Source organism: Exiguobacterium sp. NPDC077395 (genome assembly GCF_050269125.1).
Lineage (GTDB): Bacteria > Bacillota > Bacilli > Exiguobacteriales > Exiguobacteriaceae > Exiguobacterium > Exiguobacterium aestuarii_A.
The window spans coordinates 1,449,694-1,470,635 of record NZ_JBNNHU010000001.1; the positions used below are offsets into that span (position 1 = coordinate 1,449,694).

Below are 20,942 nucleotides of genomic sequence, written 5' to 3' on the forward strand. Positions count from 1 at the left end.
GCGTTATCTATCATTTCTTGTCACAGAGTTTTCCTTTTCATCTAAGAACAATTCTAACTCGGATAAGGATGTCTCTAGCGTCCCTTCAATCCGGTCCACCTTCGGTAAGCTATTGATGAATTGTTTCCCGTAACGAGTCGTCTCGACACGGCGATCGAACACAAAAATCGCACCATAATCCGATTTTGATCGAATCAATCGACCGACACCTTGTTTGAAACGAATGACTGCTTGAGGAAGCGAAAGCTCGAAGAATGGGGATTTCCCCATCGATTCAATTTTTTCCGAACGGGCTTGCATGATTGGTTGATCAGGCGGCGCGAACGGAAGACGTACGATGACGAGGCACGTCAACGCCTCACCTGGAATATCGACACCTTCCCAAAAGCTGGCCGTCCCGAATAAAATCGACTGTTCCATCCGCTTGAACTGTTTCGTCAATCGGCTTCGCGATCCCCCACTGACCCCTTGAGCAAGTAGCGTATAAGAAGGGTCGAGATGATCTTTTACTTGTTCGTAAGTGAGACGTAACAATTCATTCGAGGTAAAGAGGACGAGCATTCGTCCTTTTGTCACGTTTGCAATTTGAACAATCGATTGAGCGGTCTGATCAACGAACTGAGGAAGCGGCACATCATTGATCAACGGGAAGTCTGACGGAACAAACAGTTTTGCCTGTTCCTTAAAGTTGAACGGTGAAGGCAATACGACTCGTCTGACCGGTTCTCCTTCAAGTCCGAGTCGACGCTCCATAAAACTAAACTTGCCCGAGACCGTCATCGTCGCTGACGTCAAAATCGTCGGTCTCTTCTTAAATAATCGTTCGTGCAGCAACGGACCGATTTCAACCGGTTGCGTGTAGACCGATGTCAACTTACGGTTGCCTAAATTCAACTCGACCCAACTGACCGCATCATCATTACGTGTCAGCATCGTCTCATAAATGACACTTTCGAGCTCACGGACGTCGCTAATCAATGTTTTCAAATCACTCAAAAGTGCGCGTTGTTTGAACGTCATGTGCTCTTTACGCTCATCGAGCAGTCGATGGAGATGTCTGAGTGACGTCCGTAGTGTACGTAACTTGTCCTCTAATCGATTCGCCACTTCACGAATCGGCCTGAATGATGCGCCTTCTCGCTCGAATCGAACGGTTTGCCGGGGTTCTTTTTTCTTTCCTAGCGACTGTAGTGCCGTCAAGAGGTCTTCGAGCTCTTCTTCGACCCGTGCGAGCGCAGAATCAATCTGTTGACTGAACGCCTCTGCCTCTTCTGTCACAGACGTCAAATCGGCTAGCTGAATGATCCGAGAATGAAACTTCCCGTCCGCACCGTATCCGAACCATTTGAACAACCGATCAAATTGGATGGCGTCAAACGTCACACCGAAATGGTGAGAGGCCACTTCTTCGACTTGATGTGCCTCGTCTAAGACGAGTGGAGTATCGGTCGGTAAGATGCCTGCCTGATGTTGCAAATCAGAGAATAAGAGCGCGTGATTCGTGACAATCAAATCTGCTTCTTTCGAACGGAGGACTGCTTTTGTGAAAAAGTCTCGGCTATACCAAGGGTCGAACCGTCCGAATTCACTTGAAGCATCAGCTTGAATCAACCGTTTAAAAGAAGCCGGACCTTGCGTCGCAGATCCTGGGAATGAGAGTTCTTCCAAATCCCCCGTCTCAGTTTCGGTTAACCAGACGAGTACCATCGCCTTACACATCGAAACCAACAATCCATCATTCGACTCATCGAGTACCATTTCGAATTTACGTAAATCAATATAGTTCCGTCTTCCTTTTAACAAGGTGAATTCAATTTCCGGAAAGATTTGTCGAAGTACCGGCAAATCCCGGTTCAGGAGCTGTTCCTGTAATTGAATCGTATGCGTACTGATGACGACAGGGCGCTTCGTCTCAAGTGCATGATGGGCACTTGGGATTAAGTACGCCAACGTCTTCCCGGTTCCCGTCCCCGCTTCGACTAACAACGTTTCCTCGTCGTCTAACGCTTTATAGACGTGACGCATCATTTCAAATTGACTTTGTCTCGGCTCAAATTGATCAAAGATTGACGGGAGCGTTTCTTCGATCGTTCGAAGGAGGAACGGTTCAAATGGCTCTCGTTCTTCTGCCGGAACGAATGTATCGCTTGGACGGTGTAACGCAATCTTTCGATGAATATCAAAACGCGTTTCGTCGTCTGGTCGAATCCCGACCTCGAGGATGATTTCATCGAGCAACGGCTCGACGTGACTCGTCCACGACTCAGACAAGTCGCGAAGTCGTTTCAATGTCACGACCGGTAAGTCGCGCAAGCGCTCGAGCATTCGGATAAAGAGCTCGGCCGTTGCTTCCGCATCACTGAGTGCGCGGTGTGCGTCTGTATGTACGAGATTGAATGTTTCCGATAACGCTTCTAGGGCATGACTCTCAAGTGTCGGGTAGAGGATGCGAGCGAGTTCAACCGTATCAATGGCCCTCCCCTGAAACGAAAGATAGCCAGCTTGTTCAAGGCTCTCGTTTAAAAAAGTTAAATCAAATGCGACGTTATGCGCGACAAATACCCGTCCATCTAGCATTTTCCAAATGTCGGGAATCACTTCTTCAAATGTTGGTGCATCACATACGTCATCATCGCTAATCGTTGTTAATTGCGTAATAAAAGGTGGGATTGGTCGACCCGGTCGAATCAAGGTGCTGTAGCGCTCGATCACTTCACCATCTTGTACAACGACCGCCGCAAACTCAATCAGTTCATCACCGGACTTTACGGAATGACCCGTTGTCTCTATATCCACAATCACATACGTGTCCATAACATCCATCCCATCTTAGGCACGCTCGTGCTTTCTGTCTGTCTCATCTTACCATAGAACGAACGACGAAAAAACGAGGATGCCTTTGTCGACACCCCCGAATGTTTTATAAAATCGTGTGAGCGATTTCTTCATAAAGAAGTTGATCGACCTCGTTTTGCTCGTTCAATACGGCTACTTTCGGACGATGCGTTTTCGCTTCTTCTGCAGTCATTTGACCGTACGCCATGATGATGACAACATCACCGACCTGGAAATGTCTTGCTGCCGCACCGTTTAAACAAATCACACCAGAACCACGTTCGCCTTTGATGACATACGTCTCGATACGAGCGCCATTGTGGTTGTTCGTGATGTGCACATGTTCATTTTCCATGATGCCTACTGCATCCATCAAGTCCTCATCGATTGTAATCGAACCGACGTAGTGTAAGTTTGCTTCTGTCACCGTTGCTTTATGAAGCTTCGCGTGCATAAATGTACGAATCATTGGATTCATCCCTTCTTCCAAATCACATTATCAATCAATCGGGCTCGCTCAAACTGAACGGCCACCGCCATCAATATTTCCTTCGAATCGCTTGAAGCGTCAGCAAGCGTCGGGTAGTCAACGAGTTCGACATAGTCGATTTGACTGTTCGGGATCTCGTGTAATCGTTCGGTCAGTCGTTGTTTCACTTCTTCAAGATCATGACCTGCTTCAAGTGTTTCTCTCGCTGTCGTCAAAGCTTTAAAGATTTGACTCGCATCTTCTTTTTCAACGTCTGACAAATATACGTTCCGAGAAGACTTGGCTAGTCCTGTCTCCTCACGAATAATCGGGCAGCGTCGAATCTCGATCGGGACAAAATAGTCTCTGACGTACCCTTCGATGAGTGCTACTTGCTGGGCATCTTTCAGACCGAAGTAAGCACGTGTCGGTTGAACAAGGTTAAATAATTTCGAGACGATTGTCAACACACCATCAAAATGGCCGGGACGACTCGCCCCACATAATACATCCGCCCCTTGGCGCACAGTGACACGCGCCATATCAAGCGGGTACATCGTCTCCGTCGTCGGATAGAAGAGAAGGTCGACACCGGCTTCTCTTGCCAACTTTTCATCTCGTTCGAAGTCACGAGGATATCGGTCGAGGTCTTCGTTCGGACCGAACTGAGTCGGATTGACGAAAATACTCATGACAACGACGTCATTCTCACGTCGTGCATTCTCGACAAGACTCATGTGCCCTTCATGTAAATATCCCATCGTTGGTACAAAACCAATCGTTTGATCCGCTGGCAACGTGTGACGTAACTCTTCAACTGTTGATACGATCTTCATCATTTTCCTCCGTACAGCGAGTCGAGCAATGACTCATCCATTGTAAACGTATGACGTTCAAGCGGGAATTGTCCAGCTTTCGTCTCTTCCACATAAGAGCGGATGGCATCTGTCGCCACTTCATTCACGTCGGCATATGCCTGAACGAATTTCGGTAAGCGGTCCACGCCATATTTTAATACGTCATGGTAGACGAGTACTTGTCCGTCGACTTCTGCCCCAGCACCGATACCGATGACTGGAATCGTCAACTCTTCTGCGATTCGTTTCGCCAACTGATGCGGTACACACTCAAGGACGAGCATCTTCGCACCGGCACGTTCGGCAGCCAAGCTATCTTGAAGCAGTGTCTCTGCCGCCTCAAGGGATTTCCCTTGTACTTTATACCCTTCTAGTACACCGACCGATTGCGGGGTCAACCCTAGATGGGCAACACAAGGCATTCCTACTTGAGTGAGTCGTTCAATCGTCTGAAGAACTTCACCTGCACCTTCTAGTTTGATTGCATCCGCATGTCCTTCTTGGAAGAGACGGGACGCAGCCTGAAGTGTTCGGTCAAAATCACCATGGTATGTCGCAAATGGCATATCCACCACGACGAATGTGTTTTTCGCTCCACGGCGAACAGCCTTCGAATGGTGAAGCATATCTTCTGTCGTCACCGGGATTGTCGAGTCATACCCGAGGACGACCATCCCAAGAGAATCGCCGACCAAAATCAAATCAACCCCAGCCGCTTCGGCAAGTTTGGCTGACGGGTAATCATACGCCGTCAACATGACGAGCTTTTCCTGCTCGTTCATTTTTTTCAATAACGAAGTCATTGTGTGCATCTGTTTCTCCTCCTAAACGTGGAGACAGGAAAGAATAAACGCCTTCTTACACGGTTGGCAAGAAGGCGCACGAAAAACAATTTCATGGTTTTCATGAGTAGTGTCCTTCTGTCCCTGTCAAAATGATCAAGGCAGACAACTGATTGTGACAGTCTGCAAGCGCGGTACACTTCAAAAATTGATAGCGTCCGACACATTAAGTATAGTCGATGGTCTCGCTTTCATCAATCATTCCACACTGCAATCTCTGCAGAGTAGACCGGTTCAACCTTTCCTTCTTCTTCAAGAAGCAATGCGCCCTCTTCGGAAATCCCTCGCATGACCCCTGTACGAGAAGTACGAGAAGCGTTCAACGTGACTTTTTCATTCAAGTAGGCGGCATGTTGCATCCAATTGATCCGGATTGGATCAAAACCACTTTCGAGGAATCGGTCATATTCGACTTCAAGTTCAGCCAGTAGTTCAGCCAACAGTTCACTTCGACGGAATCGCTTTCCGGTCTCTAGATAAAGAGAAGTGGCCCGATGAGCTAACTCGTCTGGAATCTCCTCACCATTGACGTTCATCCCGAATCCTAGGATGACAGCCTGAATCCGATCACCCTCCGTCTGCATCTCTGTCAAAATGCCACCGATTTTCTTCCCATTCAATAATAAATCATTCGGCCACTTGATCATGACATCAAGATTTTGATGGTTGAGCGCCCGTGCGAATGCACTCGCTGCCATCAACGTGAGTTTCGATGCGTCTCGAATCGGTAAATCTGGTCTTAAGATGATGCTCGCCGCAATATTGACATGTTTTGGGTTATGCCAATGACGACCGAGCTGTCCCCGTCCGGCAGTCTGTTCTTCACTGATGACAATCGTTCCTTCCGACACATGCTGTTGCGCCAATTCATGAGCGATTCGTTGTGTCGTATCGACTTGTTCATACGCATGGACCGTCTGACCGAATCGACCTTTACGGAATGAGACAAATGCTGGTTCATCTAGACGGTCACTCTGTTCAATCAGTTGATATCCTTTACGAGGAATGGTATGAATCGCGTACCCGTCTTGCTTTAAGGTTTCAATATGCTTCCAAATAGCGGTACGTGAAATATTCAATTGGCGCGCCAATTCTTGTCCGCTCCACACTTCCCCATTTTGTAATAACGTCAAGACACGCCCGCGCGTTGAAGCCATCGTCTCGCCTCCTCTTTTAATACGGTCCCGTGATTCGGAATCTCTTGTGAAATGACACGTCGTTCGAGATCAAGCAACAGATGCTTGATTGCCTCGCCTGTCGCACCGAGTTCAAGCGCATCCCGTCCATTGAATTTCAGTTCTTGACGTGACTGGATCGGGAGTAACTCTTTCAGTTCGCGACTGCGGTCTGGTTCACCATTCATTTTAAAGTAAGTCGAGAGAGTCCCCTCATCCGTCGTATAAACCGTCATCACATCGAGTCCGGTCTCACAGAGCTGCGCAAGCACTCGAGCCTCCCGCTTGATTGCATTCGATCGTTTCCATGGCAGTAGCCATGCCTCATCTTTTGCGTGATAGAGGAAGATGGCCCACCCACTGACCGCATTCACTGGAGTGCGATCATCTTGTTGCACCCGTTGCATCAGTTCGGTCGTCACGTTCGGTAGATGACGATGGATGCCGAGCTCGACCATCTCTGCTAACGCTTTTCGATAGGCTGGTCCCGTCAACAGTTTCTCAAACTCGATTGCGATGCGTTCCATTGCGATTTGTTCGAGTTTGTGACTAAGCGAACTCGCTGCGTGACGCAATTCTTCGTGTAACGTGAAGTCGAGCTGAGACATGAAACGGAGCGCACGCATGATGCGTAGGGCATCTTCACCAAACCGCTCGAAAGGACTCCCGACCGTGCGAATGATGCGTTCATCTAGATCGTGTTGTCCTCCGAATAAATCGACGACTTGTCCATCATGAAACGCCATCGCGTTCATCGTGAAGTCACGACGTAACATGTCCTCTTCAAGCGATACACCGAGTGCGACATGGTCCGGACGTCTTGAATCTGAATATGATCCTTCCGACCGGAATGTCGTCACTTCGAACGGATGATGGTCGATGATGACCGTGACCGTTCCATGTTCGATACCGGTCGGGACCGATTTCGGGAACAGCGCCATCACTTCTTCCGGGAAGAGGGACGTGGCCAAATCGATATCATCGGGCAAATTTCCAAGGACATAGTCCCGAACGGCTCCGCCAACGATATACGCCTCGCCGCCATGTCGTTCAATCGTCTCGATGATCTGTTTTGCATACTCCCATTCTGTCATGATGTCACCACCTGTTCATACAAGCGTTCATATTGTGTCACGATGTCTTGTGAGGCGAATCGTTTTGATTTCACCAACCCGTTTTGTCTGAAACGCTCCTGTAACGTTGCGTCTGTCAACAGCTGTTGCATGGCCACAGCTGCTTTCGTTGCATCGCCTCGTGGAACGACGAACCCGTCCTCACCGTCCGTGATCACTTCGGGTAGTCCGCCTGCGTCACTGACGACCGACGGGACTCCCGTTGCCATCGCCTCGAGTGCGACGAGACCGAACGCCTCTTTGACTGATAAGAGGACATGGACGTCACTAATGGAGAGCAGTGCAGCGACTTGCTCTTGTTTCCCGGCAAAGATGACTTGATCTTCAAGTCCCATCTCCGTCACGAGGCGGCGCATGGCACCCATGAGCGGACCGTCTCCGACGAGTAACAATTTTTTATGCGGGACATCCATCTGATCGAACGCCTCGAGGACAAGATCGACGCGTTTGACGGGACGGAAGTTTGAAATATGGATCACGACCCGGTCGTCTGTCGTTAAGCCGTATCGTTCCCGTAAAGTCGGGTCGAATTGTGGGGTGTATACCGATTCATCAATAAAGTTGTGAATGACTTGAATCGGCAAATTGCTAGCAATCCGCTCCTCTGTCTCCCGTTTCAAACTGTGTGAGACGGCCGTAATCGCATTAGATTGGCGCAACCCATATAAAATCGCCGGTTTCAATTCCTCATCCTCACCGAGAACGGTGATATCGGTTCCGTGTAGCGTCGAGACGATCGGCGTCTTCACACCGGCCATCTCACGCCCGAGCGCGGCACACACGGCATGTGGTACGGCATAATGTGCATGAATGACATCAAGGCCGAATGACTGGATGACACTCGCAATTTTCGCGGAGAGCGTCATATCGTACGGCGGATAGCGAAAGACCGAGTATTGGTTGATTTCGACTTGGTGGAACGTGATATTCGGATGATAGGCGTTCAAACGAAACGGCATACTGCTCGTAATGAAATGAACGTCATGTCCTCGGTCCGCAAGCTTCATGCCGAGTTCCGTCGCTAAAATACCCGAACCACCGACAGATGGATAACAAAGAATTCCGATTCGATACGTCATGTGAGCTCACCTGCCCGTTTGACGACATACGGTCGCACCCGTTTCAACCCTTCCGCATAAGCGACGCCGATCAAGCTCCCAAAATGGCGTTCACGGGCAATGACCCGTTCCACGTATGCATCGGTGAGCGGTGTTTTCACCCCATCGACTGGAGTGAACTGGCTAGCGTAACATTGGAGTGCCCGTGTCTTCACTTCAATCGTGTCACTAATATCAACGCATACATCCGGCTCGACATGTGCATTGATCATATATTGATACACACTTTCTGGTCGATATGCCGGAAGCTCCGGTAAATATTTTCGAATACCCGCGTTGAATAACGCCTCTGTCACGAGATAAGCGCATGCCGCATGGTCGGGATGGCGATCGACTTCATATGGATACAACAAGTGTGTTGGACGCTCACGTCGAATCAAGGAGACGATTGCCTTGAGCTGTTCTTCTCCCCCGTCAATTCCCCGGTCTTTAAATCCGAGATTGATTCGGCGGACACCAAGCACGTCATCTGCCACACTGGCTTCCTGTTGTCTCATTTCTACATCACCATTTGAAGAAAGTTCCGCTCTCGTCAAATCGACGTAAACGACCTCAATCTTCTCTTTCGTCCATTGGGCGGTCATCCCTGCAATCCCGATCTCGATATCATCTGGATGTGCCCCGATGGCTACTACTTTCATTTACATCACCTCTTCTTTGAAAAGTATAGCCGACTCGTTTCTGAATGTCATATGTTCAGGGTAGTCAATCGAACTGTTTTTCGAGTACTCTATCTAAGGGGAGGTGAACCTGATGACGGTACAATTACCGATTCGTGTTCGAAATATTATATTCATCTTGATAGGTTCTTTTATTTTTGCATTCGGCGTTTATCACTTCAACGTCCAAAACAACTTGGCAGAGGGTGGATTCACCGGGATCACCTTGATTCTACGTGGTCTCTTTGATATCTCGCCTTCCATCACGAACTTGGCGTTAAACATCCCGCTCTTTTTCATGAGTTATAAGTTGTTAGGGCGAACGACTTTCGTTTATACACTCATCGGGACGTTCTCATTTTCACTTTGGTATGCACTCATCGCTAAATATTCTACACTCGTCATCGACCTGACGGATGACATGGTGCTCGCAAGTTTGTTTGCCGGTCTCTTTATCGGAGTCGGACTCGGAATCATCTTTAACAATGGCGGAACGACGGGGGGCGTCGATATCATCGCGCGACTCGTACAACGCTATATCGGCTGGTCGATCGGAAAGACATTCCTCATCTTTGACTTCTTTGTCATCGTTCTCAGTTTGACGTATCTCGATATCCGCGAGGCGATGTATACGCTTCTCGCTGTCTATATCGGGGCACGTGTCATCGACTCGATGCAAGAAGGAACGTATGCCGGTAAGGCGGCGATGATCATCAGTGACCATCGGACTGCTATCGCCGACGGTATTCATGCGACGATGAACCGCGGCACGACAAGACTACTTGCCAAAGGTGGCTATTCGAACCGTGAACTTGAAGTGTTGTACGTCGTCGTCGGGCGAAATGAAGTGAATCGCTTGAAGACGATCGTCAAACAGATCGATCCTCATGCGTTCGTCACATTCCATCACGTCTATGAAGTGGGCGGAGAAGGCTTTACGTTCGATGAGAATCGAATGCCACTGAAATAAGCAAAAAATCGCCTCGTTCACAGGAATGAATGGGCGATTTTTTATGGCTCGATGTTGAGCACCTCGACTTGAATCGTACCTCCGGGCGTTTCGACTTGAATCGTTTGGCCAACACTCGCCCCCATCAAACACCGACCGAGTGGCGATGTCATCGAAATGCTTCCTCGTTCTAGATCTGCTTCTGCCTCACTCACGATTCGATAGCTCTCGGTCTCCTCGTCGCCTTCACGAATCACGACCCGATTCCCGAACGTCACGACTTCTGACTGTTCGGATTCGACGATTGTCACGTCGGCAAGCAGGCGTTCAAGGTCTAGAATATCCGCCTCCACCCGCTCATATTCCCGTACCGCCTCAGTATAGGTCACATCTTCTCGAAAATCACAAAATTTCCGCGCTTTACGTATACGTTCACGTGCATCCGTCCTGTCTTGCTTTAACATGGCTAGTTTATTTTTCAATTGCTCATGACCGTTCTCTGTCAGTTGCGGTTTCATCAACAACATTTCCTTTCATCACAAAATAAAAAAACCCCGCCGAATTTGACGGGATTTCGTTCTACTCCTCACGTGGCATAAACACGATGAGTGCCAAACGGATAAGTTCGGCAACCGCAACGAGCGTTGCAGCCACATACGTCCATGCTGCAGCATTCAATACTTTCCGTGCGCCAGACTCTTCTGTCGCCGTCACAATTCCGTGTGACGTCAACTGAGCCATCGCCCGTTTCGAAGCATCGAACTCGACTGGGAGCGTGATCAATTGGAACACGACCGCACCGAGCATCATGATGACACCGAGTTGTGCCAATCCGAGTGCACCGAACAAGAAACCACCGATTAATAATGGGAATGACAAGTTCGACGTGATATTGACGACTGGAACGAGACTATGTCGAACGCGCATCATCTTGTAGTCGGTCGCATCTTGAATGACGTGACCAATCTCGTGGGCCGCAATGGCTGCCGACGAAATCGTCGATCCTTGATACACTTCACGAGAGAGACGGACGACCTTATTGACCGGGTCATAGTGGTCGCTCATGAGTCCATCGACCATCTCGATTCGTACATTGTGGACACCGTTTTGTTTCATAATGAAATCAGCGACTTGTGCGCCAGTGACACCGCTTTGAAGCGGTTGTTTTAAAAACTGTTTGTACGTACTTTTCACTCGCATCTGAGCCCATAAGGGGATGAGCATAATCAGTGCAAGATAGAAAATATAGCCACCTAATGACATTTTCTATTTCACCTCTGCGTGTATTTGATAATTCGATTTTACATTCTTATGAACTTATTTTCAAGCGAAGGGCGCAGGACGAACGCATATCCCATAAAAAAACATAATCCCGTTAACCAAAACGAGCCGTAACCGATCCACATGATATGTTCCGCGAGTGACGGATAGCGCGGCCATTGACCAAGCACATAATCAACTACGTCATTATGAATTACCCAAATCAATGTACAGACAAACGATGTAATCGTCCATTTCATAAAAGGTGCGTAAATGAGTGCTTGAAGCGCCATCGCTCCATGAGAAACCATCAACATGACCGCCATTAAGATGGTGATGGTCGGTGCATCCACGGGTAACGTCCCTAAAAACATGATATTCATGATGACGGCCCAGACGCCGTATTTGATTAAGGTAATGAATGCAAGCGTCTCGAATAATGGTGAACGCTTCTTCACGATCCATAATCCGAGGACGATCGTAAAGAAGAGGGATGCTGTCGGGCTGTCCGGGACGAACGGCCAATATACGTATGGTGTGTCACGAAGTTGAGGCTCATACCAAATATAGCCGTAAATCGTACCGCCTAAGTTGATGATAAATAATAACGTCAGTACGATTCGATTCATTAAGAAAGTGTTTAAAAACGTCGGGTTCATGTTCTCAATCCTTTTTTCTTCAGTTTATCGCAATACGAATATATAAGTAAAAAAGTGTAGCCTGGTTTCTCAGGCTACACTTTATGGCTTACTCGTTATTTTCGCCGCCTTCACCATATGAAGCGATGAATTCAGATAGTACTTGTAAATCTTCAGGCGAGCCGTCCCACTGACCAGCAGGCATCGTCCCAATCCCGTTTACAGCGATATCCGCAATCTCTTCAGCTGTATACTGTGTTCCCACGAGTGCTGGAGCTGCTGCTCCCCCCTCTAGGTTTTGACCGTGACAGTTCACACAAGATTGAGCTGAATAAATCTCATATCCTGGTGCAGCTGTATCAATTTCAGGACCTTCACCTGGAATTTGAAGTTCACCTTGAGCGTGAACTTGATCCCAGTGTGTCGTTTGAACAGATTCCCAAGTCAAGTAGAAGACTGAGAGAATTCCAAGCAACATGAAACTGATGGCGACTGGACGTTTCGCCGGACGACGCTCGAGACCTTGGTCAAGCCAAGGTGCGATGAGAAGTGCCGTGAACGCCAAACCTGGAATGATGACCGTTCCAAGCAAGATCCAGTCCCCTGCAGCAAATTGATATTTGAGTAATTGATACAAGAACAAGAAATACCAGTCCGGTAACGGAATGTATGACGTGTTCGTTGGATCGGCGATATTTTGAAGCGGTGGTGCTTCGACGATTGTCAAAGCGATGAAGCCGATCAAGAAGACCGACCCTACCATCCACTCTTTAAGCAAGAAGTTCGGCCAAAACGCCTCTGTGCGTCCTGGGTATTCTGAATAGTCTTTTGCAATGTTTTGTTTCCGATTCGAGATTCCTACTCGAGAGTCGGTTACAAATTTCATCCCTTTACCGCGATGCATATCGTTTCTCCTCCTTTTTCTCCTCGAATCGGCTTATAGCGGTCCAGAAACCCCTTGTTTACGAATCATCAAGAAGTGGGCTCCCAATAGTCCGAACAATGCCGCCGGTAAGAAGAAGACGTGGATGGCGAAGAATCGTGCGAGCGTGCTCGCCCCGACAATCTCACCACCGGCGAGAAGTGTCTTCGCAATACCACCGATGACCGGTACACTTTCAGCGATTTGAAGCGTAACTTTCGTTGCGAACAATGCTTTCATGTCCCATGGAAGCAAGTATCCTGTGAGTCCAAGCGCCAAGACGACGAAGAACAAGAGAACACCGACGACCCAGTTAAGCTCACGTGGCTTCTTATACGATCCCGTGAAGAACACGCGGAGCGTATGTAAGAATAACATGACGATTGCAACGGATGCGCCCCAGTGGTGCATCCCACGAACGATTTGTCCGTGTGCGATTTCATTTTGCAAATAGTATACTGACGCGTGCGCGTTGATGATATCTGGTACATAGTACATCGTCAAGAACATCCCTGAAAGGATTTGGATGACGATTGTAAAGAACGTCAAACCACCAAAACAATAGACAAATGCAGAGAAGTGATGGGCAGGGTTGACGTGTTCTGGTACTTCGTGGTCTGCGATATCGCGCCAAAGTGGTGTGATGTCTACGCGCTCATCGACCCAATCATAAATTTTTTGTAACATCGACTAGTCCCCCTCTCACTTCTGTGAAATTGGGCTACCTAGGTATAGGAAGCCATCTTTTTCTTCTTTTTCATAACGTGCAAGTGGTGCTGTTGGTGGTGTACCCGGGATGTTCGTTCCATCTTTTTCGTAACGTCCTAAGTGACACGGACAGAAAAATTCTTGTGGACGAGTCGGATCACCCGCAAAAGCTACCTGACAGCCGAGGTGTGTACAAATCGGAGAGAGTGCGATGATTTCGCCACTTTCTGTTTTGTATACCCATGCTGAGAGTGTTTCTTCAAATTCGTACCAAGCATCTTGTGTTTGTTTCTTAAAGTCGACACGTTGCGGCTCAGTCGTGATGTCATCAAGACTCATTACTTTTACTTTGTCGCCTGCTCCAGATTTTTTCAAAACCGGATCGATCGCAAAGTTGACCATCGGACTGATCAATGTTGCCGCCATAAAGCCACCTACTCCAGTCAGTGTGTACGTTAAGAACTGACGGCGCGTGACTTTTGACCCATTTTGAGCCATTTCGTTCCCCCCTCATTCGTGTGCATAACCCCATAATTCTTTATGCATTCTTCACAAAAATTTCTCACTCAACAAAATAGTATATCAATAAAACCTCTACGTCAACCGCTTCATGTCGCCATCCAACGGCTCGAAAGTTCCGTGATAACTTGTGTCGCAAAATTTTGAACCATCGTGTGCGCCTGATCGCTCGACATCGCTCCTAGCGCGAGCGGTGGTACGAACAAAATCGGCAAATCATATGGCTTGAAACGGACGTCTGACGCAATAAATAAAACGTGAGAAAAACCGGATGATTCCGCTTTTACCACCACATCTTTCACCAGTTCAACACCAGCTTCCACATCGGTGTAACTGATTGTTGGGCTGAGCATCGTCCGACCAGATAATTGTCGTTCTGTCTCAACCGTGACGGCATGAATGACTTCATAGCTTTCGGCTTTACGAACCATATCCTCACCAAACGCCAATTCTGCGAGCGGAACGATGAGCGTATCGACGTATTGTCGTTCGGCAATCGAGCGCAGTGCCCCTTGACTATCGAACCTCATCTTTTCCCTCCTCTCCAACTTATCTCATCATGTCTATTGTATCGTACATGACTTCGTTCACGTTTCAAACTTATGAACGAACTGTGAAATAATTGTGTATTCCTACGTTATTAATATACCAAAAAACAAGCGCCAACCGGAACGGAAGCGCTTGTTTTTTTCAAAATAATTTAGATTCACGTACTTGGTGGAGTTGACTCGTCAAATTGCGGAATAAGTTCTCGTCCCGACGGTCGAGTGCTTTATCGATTTCAATCAATAAACGCTCTTCTTCGAATTGAGCAACGGAAGCCTGGATGACCGTCTGAGCAGAAGAAGATACTTCATCTTTCACTTCCGCCACCGGTTCGAACGGATTTTGCTCCACGATGTCAATCCAATTCTCATCAATCATCATGCCTTGAAAATTCAATTCTACATAAATCGGCCCATCGTGCAGACGGATGTCATGATAAGCCTTTTCAGGATTCATGGTCACAAGGTCTCCCCGTCGATATCGAAACGGTTCACCGTCAAATCCATACGCCGTCATCACAAGACTTCGTGGCGAGACCGAGGCGTTTGTTACGAAATGAACGTTGCCAAGCTTATCCGGATGTCTCAACCAGTAGTCAAGAATCCATTTCGCTTCACGTTTCCGAAGTGTATGATGAGCGACAAATCGCTTCAAAAAATTCCGTTTCCGCTCGACCATCTGACCTCATTCCCTTCCCTTTATCATTCTACGTCATCAGACAATTGTTCGAGCTGGTCTTCGAGCACTTGGCGATCTTCAAGATCGACCACTAGTGCAAGCGATTGCTCGACCACACGGCGTGCGTCTTGTCTACGACCTTCCTCTATCAACAGTGTAGCCCATTCTGTCACAAATGACACGTCCTCTTTCATCATCGGCTCAATCGAGGCATACAAACTGACAGCTTCGTCATATTCCTCGAGTTCATATTTCGCCTTCGCCTTGTACCAAGTCATGAGCGGGGATGTCGTATGATCTTCGAGTGCATCTATTGTTTCGAGGACGTCATCGATTTCTCCTGCTTCGAATAAAATCGATAAGATTAATTCTGTCGCTTGTAGCGATTCCGGATTCAAGACGAGTGCTTCTCGAAGCTCTTTAACGGCGCCATCGCGATTACCGAGCTTGAGGAGCAATTTTGCTTTCACGTGACGAAGTTCGTCATTATAGTCGTCGCGCGTGATTCCTTGATCGACGATTTCAAGCGCTTCTTCCGTCTGACCATTCGCGTCCAGTGCTTCGGTGTAAGGAAGATAGAGCGAGGTAAAGTCCGGGTCCATCGCCTGAAGCTCTTTAAACTGCTTGATGGCAACTTCCTCTCGACCGATTCGATGTGCTGTCATCGCATGTCCGAAGACGGTATTTAAATTGCGATGTGTTGCTTTTTCATATTCATCGAGCGCTTCTTCGAACGACCCAACCATTGTGAGTGCTTCCGCATAGTCAGCTTGGTAATCGATTTCGGACGGCAAATTCATTTTAGGTAATCGTGCATAGAGCGGGATGGCCTGCTCGAACGATCCCGTCGAAGCGTACAATTCCGCCAACCCGTAAATGAGTAACGGTTCGTCCGGATTCTTTTCAAGAGCTTCCATCAATTTTTTCACAGCTACCTCGTCGAGCCCTTGAGATTGATACAAATCAGCCAATAAGACGAGACTTCTCACTTGCGTCTCCGCGTCATCTGACTTGACCTTCTCTAATACAGCAATTGCCTCTTCTTCACGGTCACTGTCTAAATATGCCTCCGCGAGTGAAAGGGCGACGTTTGGGTCACCTTCGTAATCTACGTACAATTTTGAAAGGACTTCTGTCGCTCGGTCGGCAAGACCAAGCTCTAAATACAAATCAGCAATCGCTAAGCGATCATCATCCGACCCGTCTTTCTCAAGTTCTTCTATATGCGCAAGAGCATGTTCAGTCTCTCCTGATTCAAGCATCTCGATAATATGTGTTAATGCTGCTTCATCTAGCATGTTTCGTCCTCCTGGCCTTCGGTTTGTCGTTATTCTATCTCACGTTGAATCTGTTGTAAATCTTGACGGAAGCCAGGATAGCTGACATCGGACGCATCAATGCCTTCAATCTGGATCGTTTCATCCGTGACGAGTGTAGCGACTTGTAACATCATCGACAGACGATGGTCACCATGAGCCGAGACGTTTCCGCCATGAAGACGACTCGGTTTCACGATAAACCCATCCTCTTTTCCGACGATGTCCACCCCCAATTTCCGCAACTCCGAGACGACCACATCGATCCGGTCCGTCTCCTTCACTCTTAGTTCTGCTGCATCGTTCACGATTGACGGAGAATTCGCCTGTGAAGCGACGAGTGCGAATAACGGCAACTCATCGATTTGTGACGGAATCAGATCCCCTTCTATGACCGTGCCAGACAGTTCACTTGTCGTCACCGTGACGTCCCCGATCAATTCTTCCCCGACGGTTCGTTCATTGGAGATGATGACGTTTGCTCCCATACGTTCGAGCGTCCGCAAAAATCCGATTCGCGTCTCATTCAAACAGACGTCTGTCGTCGTGACAGAGCTATTCGGCACAATGGCTGCCCCTGCCCAGAAAAAGGCGGCCGACGAGGGGTCTGCCGGCACATCGACCGTCGCGCCGCTTAGTCGAGAAGGTTTGACACGAATAGTGCGCTCTCCTTTTTCCTCATCCACAGAGAGACGAGCCCCAAAGAGTGGCAACATTCGCTCGGTATGGTCTCTAGACAATATCGGCTCACGAACAATCGTCGTCCCTTCCGCACGTAACCCGGCAAGGAGGACAGCCGATTTCACTTGGGCGCTCGCTACCGGTAACGTATAGTCGATGGATTGTAGCGTTTTCCCTTCAATCACGATCGGCGCCAAATCACCTTTCACGTCCGCTCCCATTTCACGGAGTGGTGCGTTGACACGTCGCATCGGACGTTTTGACAACGACTCATCTCCCACGAGTTCAAATAACCCATCATACCCCGATAAGAGTCCAATCAATAAGCGCATCGTCGTCCCTGAGTTCCCGCAGTCTAATCGTGCCGAACGCGGTGACTCGATCCCCGTGATGAGGAGTTCGTCTTCTTTTTCGATCACTTCTGCTCCGAGTGAACGAATGATTTCGAGCGTAGAGCGACAATCGGCACCGAGAAGTGGATGCACGACGCGCGTCGTCCCAGTCGCCATCATGCCGAATAAAAGCGCACGATGAGTGATCGACTTATCACTTGGCACACGGATCGAACCGTTTAAACTCATCATTCCCACCATCCTTTCATCTGGTCAAATGTATGTTCAAGGTGCTCGAGCGGCACAGATTCAACGACAATCGTGTCACGGAGCAAGACGAACCGAATTTCGCCGTGACGATTCTTTTTATCCCGAATCATTTTTTCGACATATTGCTCGAACGGTTTCCAGTCAATCGGTGTGACATCGTTCAGACGAATCCATTCAAACAACCGTTTCGCCCGTGTCTTGTCACCCAATAACAAAAAGGCAAACACCATCCCATGTAACACCGCTTCTCCATGAGGGATACGGTACGCCTCGACGGACTCAAGCGCATGACCGAACGTATGCCCGAAGTTGAGCCAAGCGCGAATGCCTTGCTCTTGCTCATCTTTCTCGACAACTGCTCGTTTGACTTCAATGCCACGAGCTAGCCATGTGATCCAATTCAATTCATCATGTTCAGAAAGAGCGGAAAACAAGTCGTCCTCGAAAGAGGATTCGAGGACGTAACGTGATAAATACGCATGTTTCAATAGTTCACCGAGACCGCTCCGAACTTCCTGAACCGGCAAGGTATGAAGACGAGAAACATTATAATAGACACCGATTGGTTGATAGAATGAACCGATCGCGTTTTTCGCAAACGGATGATTGACGGCCACTTTACCACCGACAGCCGAATCATGTGCCAAAATCGTTGTCGGGACTTGTATGTAAGGAACACCACGCATGTAGACACTCGCTAAAAAACCAGCCAAATCACCGATCATCCCGCCACCGAAAGCGACAATCAGAGTATGACGGTCGCATCCGTGTCTCAATCCTTCTGTGACGAGCTGTTCGAGTTGCGATAACGACTTCGACGCATCACCCGCCTTGACGACAGATGAGACGACGCATGGGTGAACTTGCTCCAACTTTGCAAGGAACGATTCCCCGTAAAGCGCGTCGACCCGTTCATCCGTGACGACCCAGAGCATCGGGTAACGTGACCAATCATTTGTTTCCATCCAGCGGTCTTGATCGTCGACGACAACCTGATACGGGGTCGATGCCGCGATTGGAATGGTCACCATACTCGTAACTCCTCTCGATACTCATCGATTCGGTGTTTTATTCGGTCCATCGTATCATGACCGAACGTCTCACATACTTCCTTCGCCATTTCAAACGCAATGACCGCCTCAACGACGAGTGATGCTGCAGGGACAGCACACGAATCGCTCCGTTCTATTTGAGCGAGGAATGCCTCTTTCGTATCAATATCGACTGATTGAAGAGGCTTATAGAGTGTCGGGATTGGTTTCATGACGGCTGAACAGATAATCGGCATACCCGTTGTCATCCCGCCCTCAAAACCACCGAGATGATTACTGAGTCGGGTATATCCTTCGTCTCCATATGCAATCGGGTCCATCACTTCAGAGCCGGGACGGTATGCCATTTCAAAACCATCTCCAAACTCCACGCCTTTAAATGCGTTGACACTCAACACCGCCTGCGCAATTTTCGCATCCAATTTTCGGTCATACTGCACATATGAACCTAGACCTGGTACGACACCGTGCACTTCCGTACAGACGATGCCGCCAATCGAGTCTCCATTTGCCTTGGCTTCATCGATGCGACGCATCATCCGCTCAGCAGCTGCTTCGTCAAGCGTCCGAACGGGTGAGGCGTCAATCACTTCTCTTGCTTCTTGGAGCGATTCAAATGTACGTATTTCTGCCCGTTCTCCACCAATCACTTTGACGTAACTAAAGAGCGACACCCCAACTTGTTGAAGCAATTGTTTACAAAAGGCACCGACCGCGACGCGTGCCGCCGTCTCCCTTGCGCTTGAACGTTCCAAAACATCCCGCAAATCGCGATGGTCATACTTCATCCCACCGACCAAGTCGGCATGCCCTGGTCTCGGTCGCGAGACTCGGCGCTTGATTTCGACATCATCTTCGATCGGCTCGGCTTGCATGACGTGTTTCCAATGGGTATGGTCTTTATTCTCAATCCAGAATGTGATTGGTGCGCCTGTCGTTTTACCGTGACGTATACCAGAACGAACATCTACTTGATCTGACTCGATTTGCATGCGACGCCCTCGTCCATATCCCGACTGACGTTTTTTCAACTCTAGGTTAATTTGATTTAAATCTATAGCGAGACCGGCAGGGGCACCTTCAATGATGACCGTCAGTCCCGGACCGTGTGATTCACCAGCTGTCAAATAGCGCATCTGTTCACCTCATCCATCTATTTTTTCGTAAAAGAAGCTTTGTTTCATCGCATATCCATAACGCTTAGGCTGGAAGATTTGTTCAGTTCCTCCGACAAACAATATTCCTCCTGGTCGAAGGGCACGTTGAAACGATGTATATACTTTTTCTTTCGCTTCTTCCGTAAAGTAAATCAATACGTTTCGACAGACAATCAAATCAAAGTTCCGTTCATACACATCCGCTAATAAATTGTGTTTTTTAAACGTCACGAGTTGTTTAATCTCATCCGAAATGAAATAGTCGTCTCCACGACGCGTAAAGTAGCGGCTTTTAAACTCGTCTGGCAAGTCGATGAGTGCACGTTCGTGATACTTCCCTTGTTTCGCCTTTTCAATGACGAGATCATCTAAATCAGTGGCCATAATGGAAAATTGAGAAGGTGCCAGATGTTTAGACAACAGCATGGCGAGTGAATAAGGTTCTTCTCCTGTCGAGCACGCTGCACTCCACACGCGGAGCTTCCCTTGACTCGAACGAATCAAGTGAGGCAGGATATCTTCTTCAAGCTGCTGCCAACGGATCGGATTGCGATAAAACTCACTCACGTTAATCGTCATTCGGTCTAGGAACTCCTCATAGAGCTGTCGATCTGTCTCCATCGCCTTTAAGTATTCAAGAAACGACGCATATCCTTTCTTTTCGCGTAAGGCGACCATCCGACGCTTCATTTGCGCCTCTTTATATAAATTCAAGTCAATTCCAGACTTGATATAAAACTTTTTTACGAAGATGGCATAATCATTCATCACCAATTTCAACCTCAATTCTTTCTCATTTCCTCTTTCTTCTGACCACAGGCTTTTA

At 48.2% G+C, this 20,942-nt stretch carries 22 protein-coding genes; 1 reads left to right on the forward strand and 21 read right to left on the reverse strand.

What is annotated here, in order from left to right; all coding sequences use genetic code 11:
* Positions 1-3: 3 nt before the first annotated feature.
* The 8 genes from dinG to bshB1 all read right to left on the reverse strand — a co-directional run bounded on the left by dinG (position 4) and on the right by bshB1 (position 9,070).
* The gene (gene dinG, locus ACQKD4_RS07465; RefSeq protein WP_427372950.1) at positions 4-2,814 is read right to left on the reverse strand and encodes an ATP-dependent DNA helicase DinG; all 2,811 of its coding nucleotides are present in this window, start codon (positions 2,812-2,814) and stop codon (positions 4-6) included.
* 106 nt (positions 2,815-2,920) lie between these two features.
* Complete coding sequence (panD, locus tag ACQKD4_RS07470) at positions 2,921-3,304, reverse strand: aspartate 1-decarboxylase (protein WP_015881490.1); 384 nt, start codon at positions 3,302-3,304, stop codon at positions 2,921-2,923.
* 5 nt (positions 3,305-3,309) lie between these two features.
* Positions 3,310-4,140, reverse strand: a complete 831-nt coding sequence (gene panC, locus ACQKD4_RS07475) for a pantoate--beta-alanine ligase (RefSeq protein ID WP_427372951.1) — start codon at positions 4,138-4,140, stop codon at positions 3,310-3,312.
* Positions 4,140-4,973 carry a 3-methyl-2-oxobutanoate hydroxymethyltransferase gene (gene panB, locus ACQKD4_RS07480; RefSeq protein WP_214691902.1) on the reverse strand — a complete coding sequence of 278 codons (834 nt, stop codon included), beginning with the start codon at positions 4,971-4,973 and terminating at the stop codon, positions 4,140-4,142. Before panB ends, panC begins: the two co-directional genes overlap by 1 nt.
* A gap of 224 nt (positions 4,974-5,197) precedes the next feature.
* Positions 5,198-6,160 carry a biotin--[acetyl-CoA-carboxylase] ligase gene (locus ACQKD4_RS07485; protein ID WP_214691900.1) on the reverse strand — a complete coding sequence of 321 codons (963 nt, stop codon included), beginning with the start codon at positions 6,158-6,160 and terminating at the stop codon, positions 5,198-5,200.
* A complete protein-coding gene (locus tag ACQKD4_RS07490; protein ID WP_427372952.1) occupies positions 6,133-7,272 on the reverse strand; it encodes a CCA tRNA nucleotidyltransferase in 1,140 nt (379 codons plus the stop codon). The genes ACQKD4_RS07485 and ACQKD4_RS07490 overlap by 28 nt, the downstream gene beginning before the upstream one ends.
* Positions 7,269-8,390, reverse strand: a complete 1,122-nt coding sequence (gene bshA / locus ACQKD4_RS07495; RefSeq protein WP_427372953.1) for an N-acetyl-alpha-D-glucosaminyl L-malate synthase BshA — start codon at positions 8,388-8,390, stop codon at positions 7,269-7,271. Before bshA ends, ACQKD4_RS07490 begins: the two co-directional genes overlap by 4 nt.
* Positions 8,387-9,070, reverse strand: a complete 684-nt coding sequence (bshB1, locus tag ACQKD4_RS07500; protein ID WP_427372954.1) for a bacillithiol biosynthesis deacetylase BshB1 — start codon at positions 9,068-9,070, stop codon at positions 8,387-8,389. The genes bshA and bshB1 overlap by 4 nt, the downstream gene beginning before the upstream one ends.
* A 112-nt stretch (positions 9,071-9,182) precedes the next feature.
* Here bshB1 and ACQKD4_RS07505 point away from each other — a divergent pair, with 112 nt between their 5' ends.
* Positions 9,183-10,058, forward strand: coding sequence for a YitT family protein (locus ACQKD4_RS07505; RefSeq protein WP_074034617.1), 876 nt, complete (start codon positions 9,183-9,185; stop codon positions 10,056-10,058).
* A 41-nt stretch (positions 10,059-10,099) separates the two neighbouring features.
* Here ACQKD4_RS07505 and ACQKD4_RS07510 read toward each other — a convergent pair whose 3' ends face one another.
* The 13 genes from ACQKD4_RS07510 to ACQKD4_RS07570 form a co-directional block, all read right to left on the reverse strand.
* Positions 10,100-10,555, reverse strand: coding sequence for a GreA/GreB family elongation factor (locus ACQKD4_RS07510; RefSeq protein WP_427372955.1), 456 nt, complete (start codon positions 10,553-10,555; stop codon positions 10,100-10,102).
* 61 nt (positions 10,556-10,616) lie between these two features.
* The gene (locus tag ACQKD4_RS07515; protein ID WP_214691886.1) at positions 10,617-11,300 is read right to left on the reverse strand and encodes a zinc metallopeptidase; all 684 of its coding nucleotides are present in this window, start codon (positions 11,298-11,300) and stop codon (positions 10,617-10,619) included.
* A 38-nt stretch (positions 11,301-11,338) separates the two neighbouring features.
* On the reverse strand, positions 11,339-11,956 hold the full coding sequence (locus ACQKD4_RS07520) for a DUF1405 domain-containing protein (protein ID WP_427372956.1): 618 nt from the start codon (positions 11,954-11,956) through the stop codon (positions 11,339-11,341).
* A gap of 88 nt (positions 11,957-12,044) precedes the next feature.
* Positions 12,045-12,839: a menaquinol-cytochrome c reductase cytochrome b/c subunit gene (locus tag ACQKD4_RS07525; protein ID WP_074034621.1), complete on the reverse strand. Its 795-nt coding sequence runs from the start codon at positions 12,837-12,839 to the stop codon at positions 12,045-12,047.
* 33 nt (positions 12,840-12,872) lie between these two features.
* Entirely contained in the window at positions 12,873-13,544 is a 672-nt protein-coding gene (gene qcrB, locus ACQKD4_RS07530) for a menaquinol-cytochrome c reductase cytochrome b subunit (protein ID WP_015881478.1), read from the reverse strand.
* A 15-nt stretch (positions 13,545-13,559) separates the two neighbouring features.
* The gene (locus ACQKD4_RS07535; protein ID WP_214691882.1) at positions 13,560-14,063 is read right to left on the reverse strand and encodes a ubiquinol-cytochrome c reductase iron-sulfur subunit; all 504 of its coding nucleotides are present in this window, start codon (positions 14,061-14,063) and stop codon (positions 13,560-13,562) included.
* A gap of 110 nt (positions 14,064-14,173) precedes the next feature.
* Positions 14,174-14,614: a DUF2487 family protein gene (locus tag ACQKD4_RS07540; RefSeq protein ID WP_427372957.1), complete on the reverse strand. Its 441-nt coding sequence runs from the start codon at positions 14,612-14,614 to the stop codon at positions 14,174-14,176.
* A gap of 160 nt (positions 14,615-14,774) precedes the next feature.
* Complete coding sequence (locus ACQKD4_RS07545; protein ID WP_214691878.1) at positions 14,775-15,308, reverse strand: ReoY family proteolytic degradation factor; 534 nt, start codon at positions 15,306-15,308, stop codon at positions 14,775-14,777.
* Positions 15,309-15,331: 23 nt separating this feature from the next.
* Positions 15,332-16,606 (reverse strand): tetratricopeptide repeat protein, encoded by a 1,275-nt coding sequence (locus ACQKD4_RS07550; protein WP_214745370.1) that lies wholly within the window; start codon positions 16,604-16,606, stop codon positions 15,332-15,334.
* Positions 16,607-16,635: 29 nt separating this feature from the next.
* The gene (aroA, locus tag ACQKD4_RS07555; RefSeq protein WP_427372959.1) at positions 16,636-17,886 is read right to left on the reverse strand and encodes a 3-phosphoshikimate 1-carboxyvinyltransferase; all 1,251 of its coding nucleotides are present in this window, start codon (positions 17,884-17,886) and stop codon (positions 16,636-16,638) included.
* A complete protein-coding gene (locus tag ACQKD4_RS07560; protein WP_427372960.1) occupies positions 17,886-18,938 on the reverse strand; it encodes a 3-dehydroquinate synthase in 1,053 nt (350 codons plus the stop codon). The genes aroA and ACQKD4_RS07560 overlap by 1 nt, the downstream gene beginning before the upstream one ends.
* On the reverse strand, positions 18,932-20,095 hold the full coding sequence (aroC, locus tag ACQKD4_RS07565; protein WP_427372961.1) for a chorismate synthase: 1,164 nt from the start codon (positions 20,093-20,095) through the stop codon (positions 18,932-18,934). The genes ACQKD4_RS07560 and aroC overlap by 7 nt, the downstream gene beginning before the upstream one ends.
* Positions 20,096-20,104: 9 nt before the next feature.
* Positions 20,105-20,884: a CheR family methyltransferase gene (locus tag ACQKD4_RS07570; RefSeq protein ID WP_074034629.1), complete on the reverse strand. Its 780-nt coding sequence runs from the start codon at positions 20,882-20,884 to the stop codon at positions 20,105-20,107.
* Between the last annotated feature and the right edge of the window lie 58 nt (positions 20,885-20,942).

Coding starts and splice junctions, on each gene's coding strand:
- dinG (WP_427372950.1), bottom strand. CDS start 2,814: ATGGACACGTATGTGATTGTGGATATAGAGACAACGGGTCATTCCGTA.
- panD (WP_015881490.1), bottom strand. CDS start 3,304: ATGATTCGTACATTTATGCACGCGAAGCTTCATAAAGCAACGGTGACA.
- panC (WP_427372951.1), bottom strand. CDS start 4,140: ATGAAGATCGTATCAACAGTTGAAGAGTTACGTCACACGTTGCCAGCG.
- panB (WP_214691902.1), bottom strand. CDS start 4,973: ATGCACACAATGACTTCGTTATTGAAAAAAATGAACGAGCAGGAAAAG.
- ACQKD4_RS07485 (WP_214691900.1), bottom strand. CDS start 6,160: ATGGCTTCAACGCGCGGGCGTGTCTTGACGTTATTACAAAATGGGGAA.
- ACQKD4_RS07490 (WP_427372952.1), bottom strand. CDS start 7,272: ATGACAGAATGGGAGTATGCAAAACAGATCATCGAGACGATTGAACGA.
- bshA (WP_427372953.1), bottom strand. CDS start 8,390: ATGACGTATCGAATCGGAATTCTTTGTTATCCATCTGTCGGTGGTTCG.
- bshB1 (WP_427372954.1), bottom strand. CDS start 9,070: ATGAAAGTAGTAGCCATCGGGGCACATCCAGATGATATCGAGATCGGG.
- ACQKD4_RS07505 (WP_074034617.1), top strand. CDS start 9,183: ATGACGGTACAATTACCGATTCGTGTTCGAAATATTATATTCATCTTG.
- ACQKD4_RS07510 (WP_427372955.1), bottom strand. CDS start 10,555: ATGAAACCGCAACTGACAGAGAACGGTCATGAGCAATTGAAAAATAAA.
- ACQKD4_RS07515 (WP_214691886.1), bottom strand. CDS start 11,300: ATGTCATTAGGTGGCTATATTTTCTATCTTGCACTGATTATGCTCATC.
- ACQKD4_RS07520 (WP_427372956.1), bottom strand. CDS start 11,956: ATGAACCCGACGTTTTTAAACACTTTCTTAATGAATCGAATCGTACTG.
- ACQKD4_RS07525 (WP_074034621.1), bottom strand. CDS start 12,839: ATGCATCGCGGTAAAGGGATGAAATTTGTAACCGACTCTCGAGTAGGA.
- qcrB (WP_015881478.1), bottom strand. CDS start 13,544: ATGTTACAAAAAATTTATGATTGGGTCGATGAGCGCGTAGACATCACA.
- ACQKD4_RS07535 (WP_214691882.1), bottom strand. CDS start 14,063: ATGGCTCAAAATGGGTCAAAAGTCACGCGCCGTCAGTTCTTAACGTAC.
- ACQKD4_RS07540 (WP_427372957.1), bottom strand. CDS start 14,614: ATGAGGTTCGATAGTCAAGGGGCACTGCGCTCGATTGCCGAACGACAA.
- ACQKD4_RS07545 (WP_214691878.1), bottom strand. CDS start 15,308: ATGGTCGAGCGGAAACGGAATTTTTTGAAGCGATTTGTCGCTCATCAT.
- ACQKD4_RS07550 (WP_214745370.1), bottom strand. CDS start 16,606: ATGCTAGATGAAGCAGCATTAACACATATTATCGAGATGCTTGAATCA.
- aroA (WP_427372959.1), bottom strand. CDS start 17,886: ATGAGTTTAAACGGTTCGATCCGTGTGCCAAGTGATAAGTCGATCACT.
- ACQKD4_RS07560 (WP_427372960.1), bottom strand. CDS start 18,938: ATGGTGACCATTCCAATCGCGGCATCGACCCCGTATCAGGTTGTCGTC.
- aroC (WP_427372961.1), bottom strand. CDS start 20,095: ATGCGCTATTTGACAGCTGGTGAATCACACGGTCCGGGACTGACGGTC.
- ACQKD4_RS07570 (WP_074034629.1), bottom strand. CDS start 20,884: ATGAATGATTATGCCATCTTCGTAAAAAAGTTTTATATCAAGTCTGGA.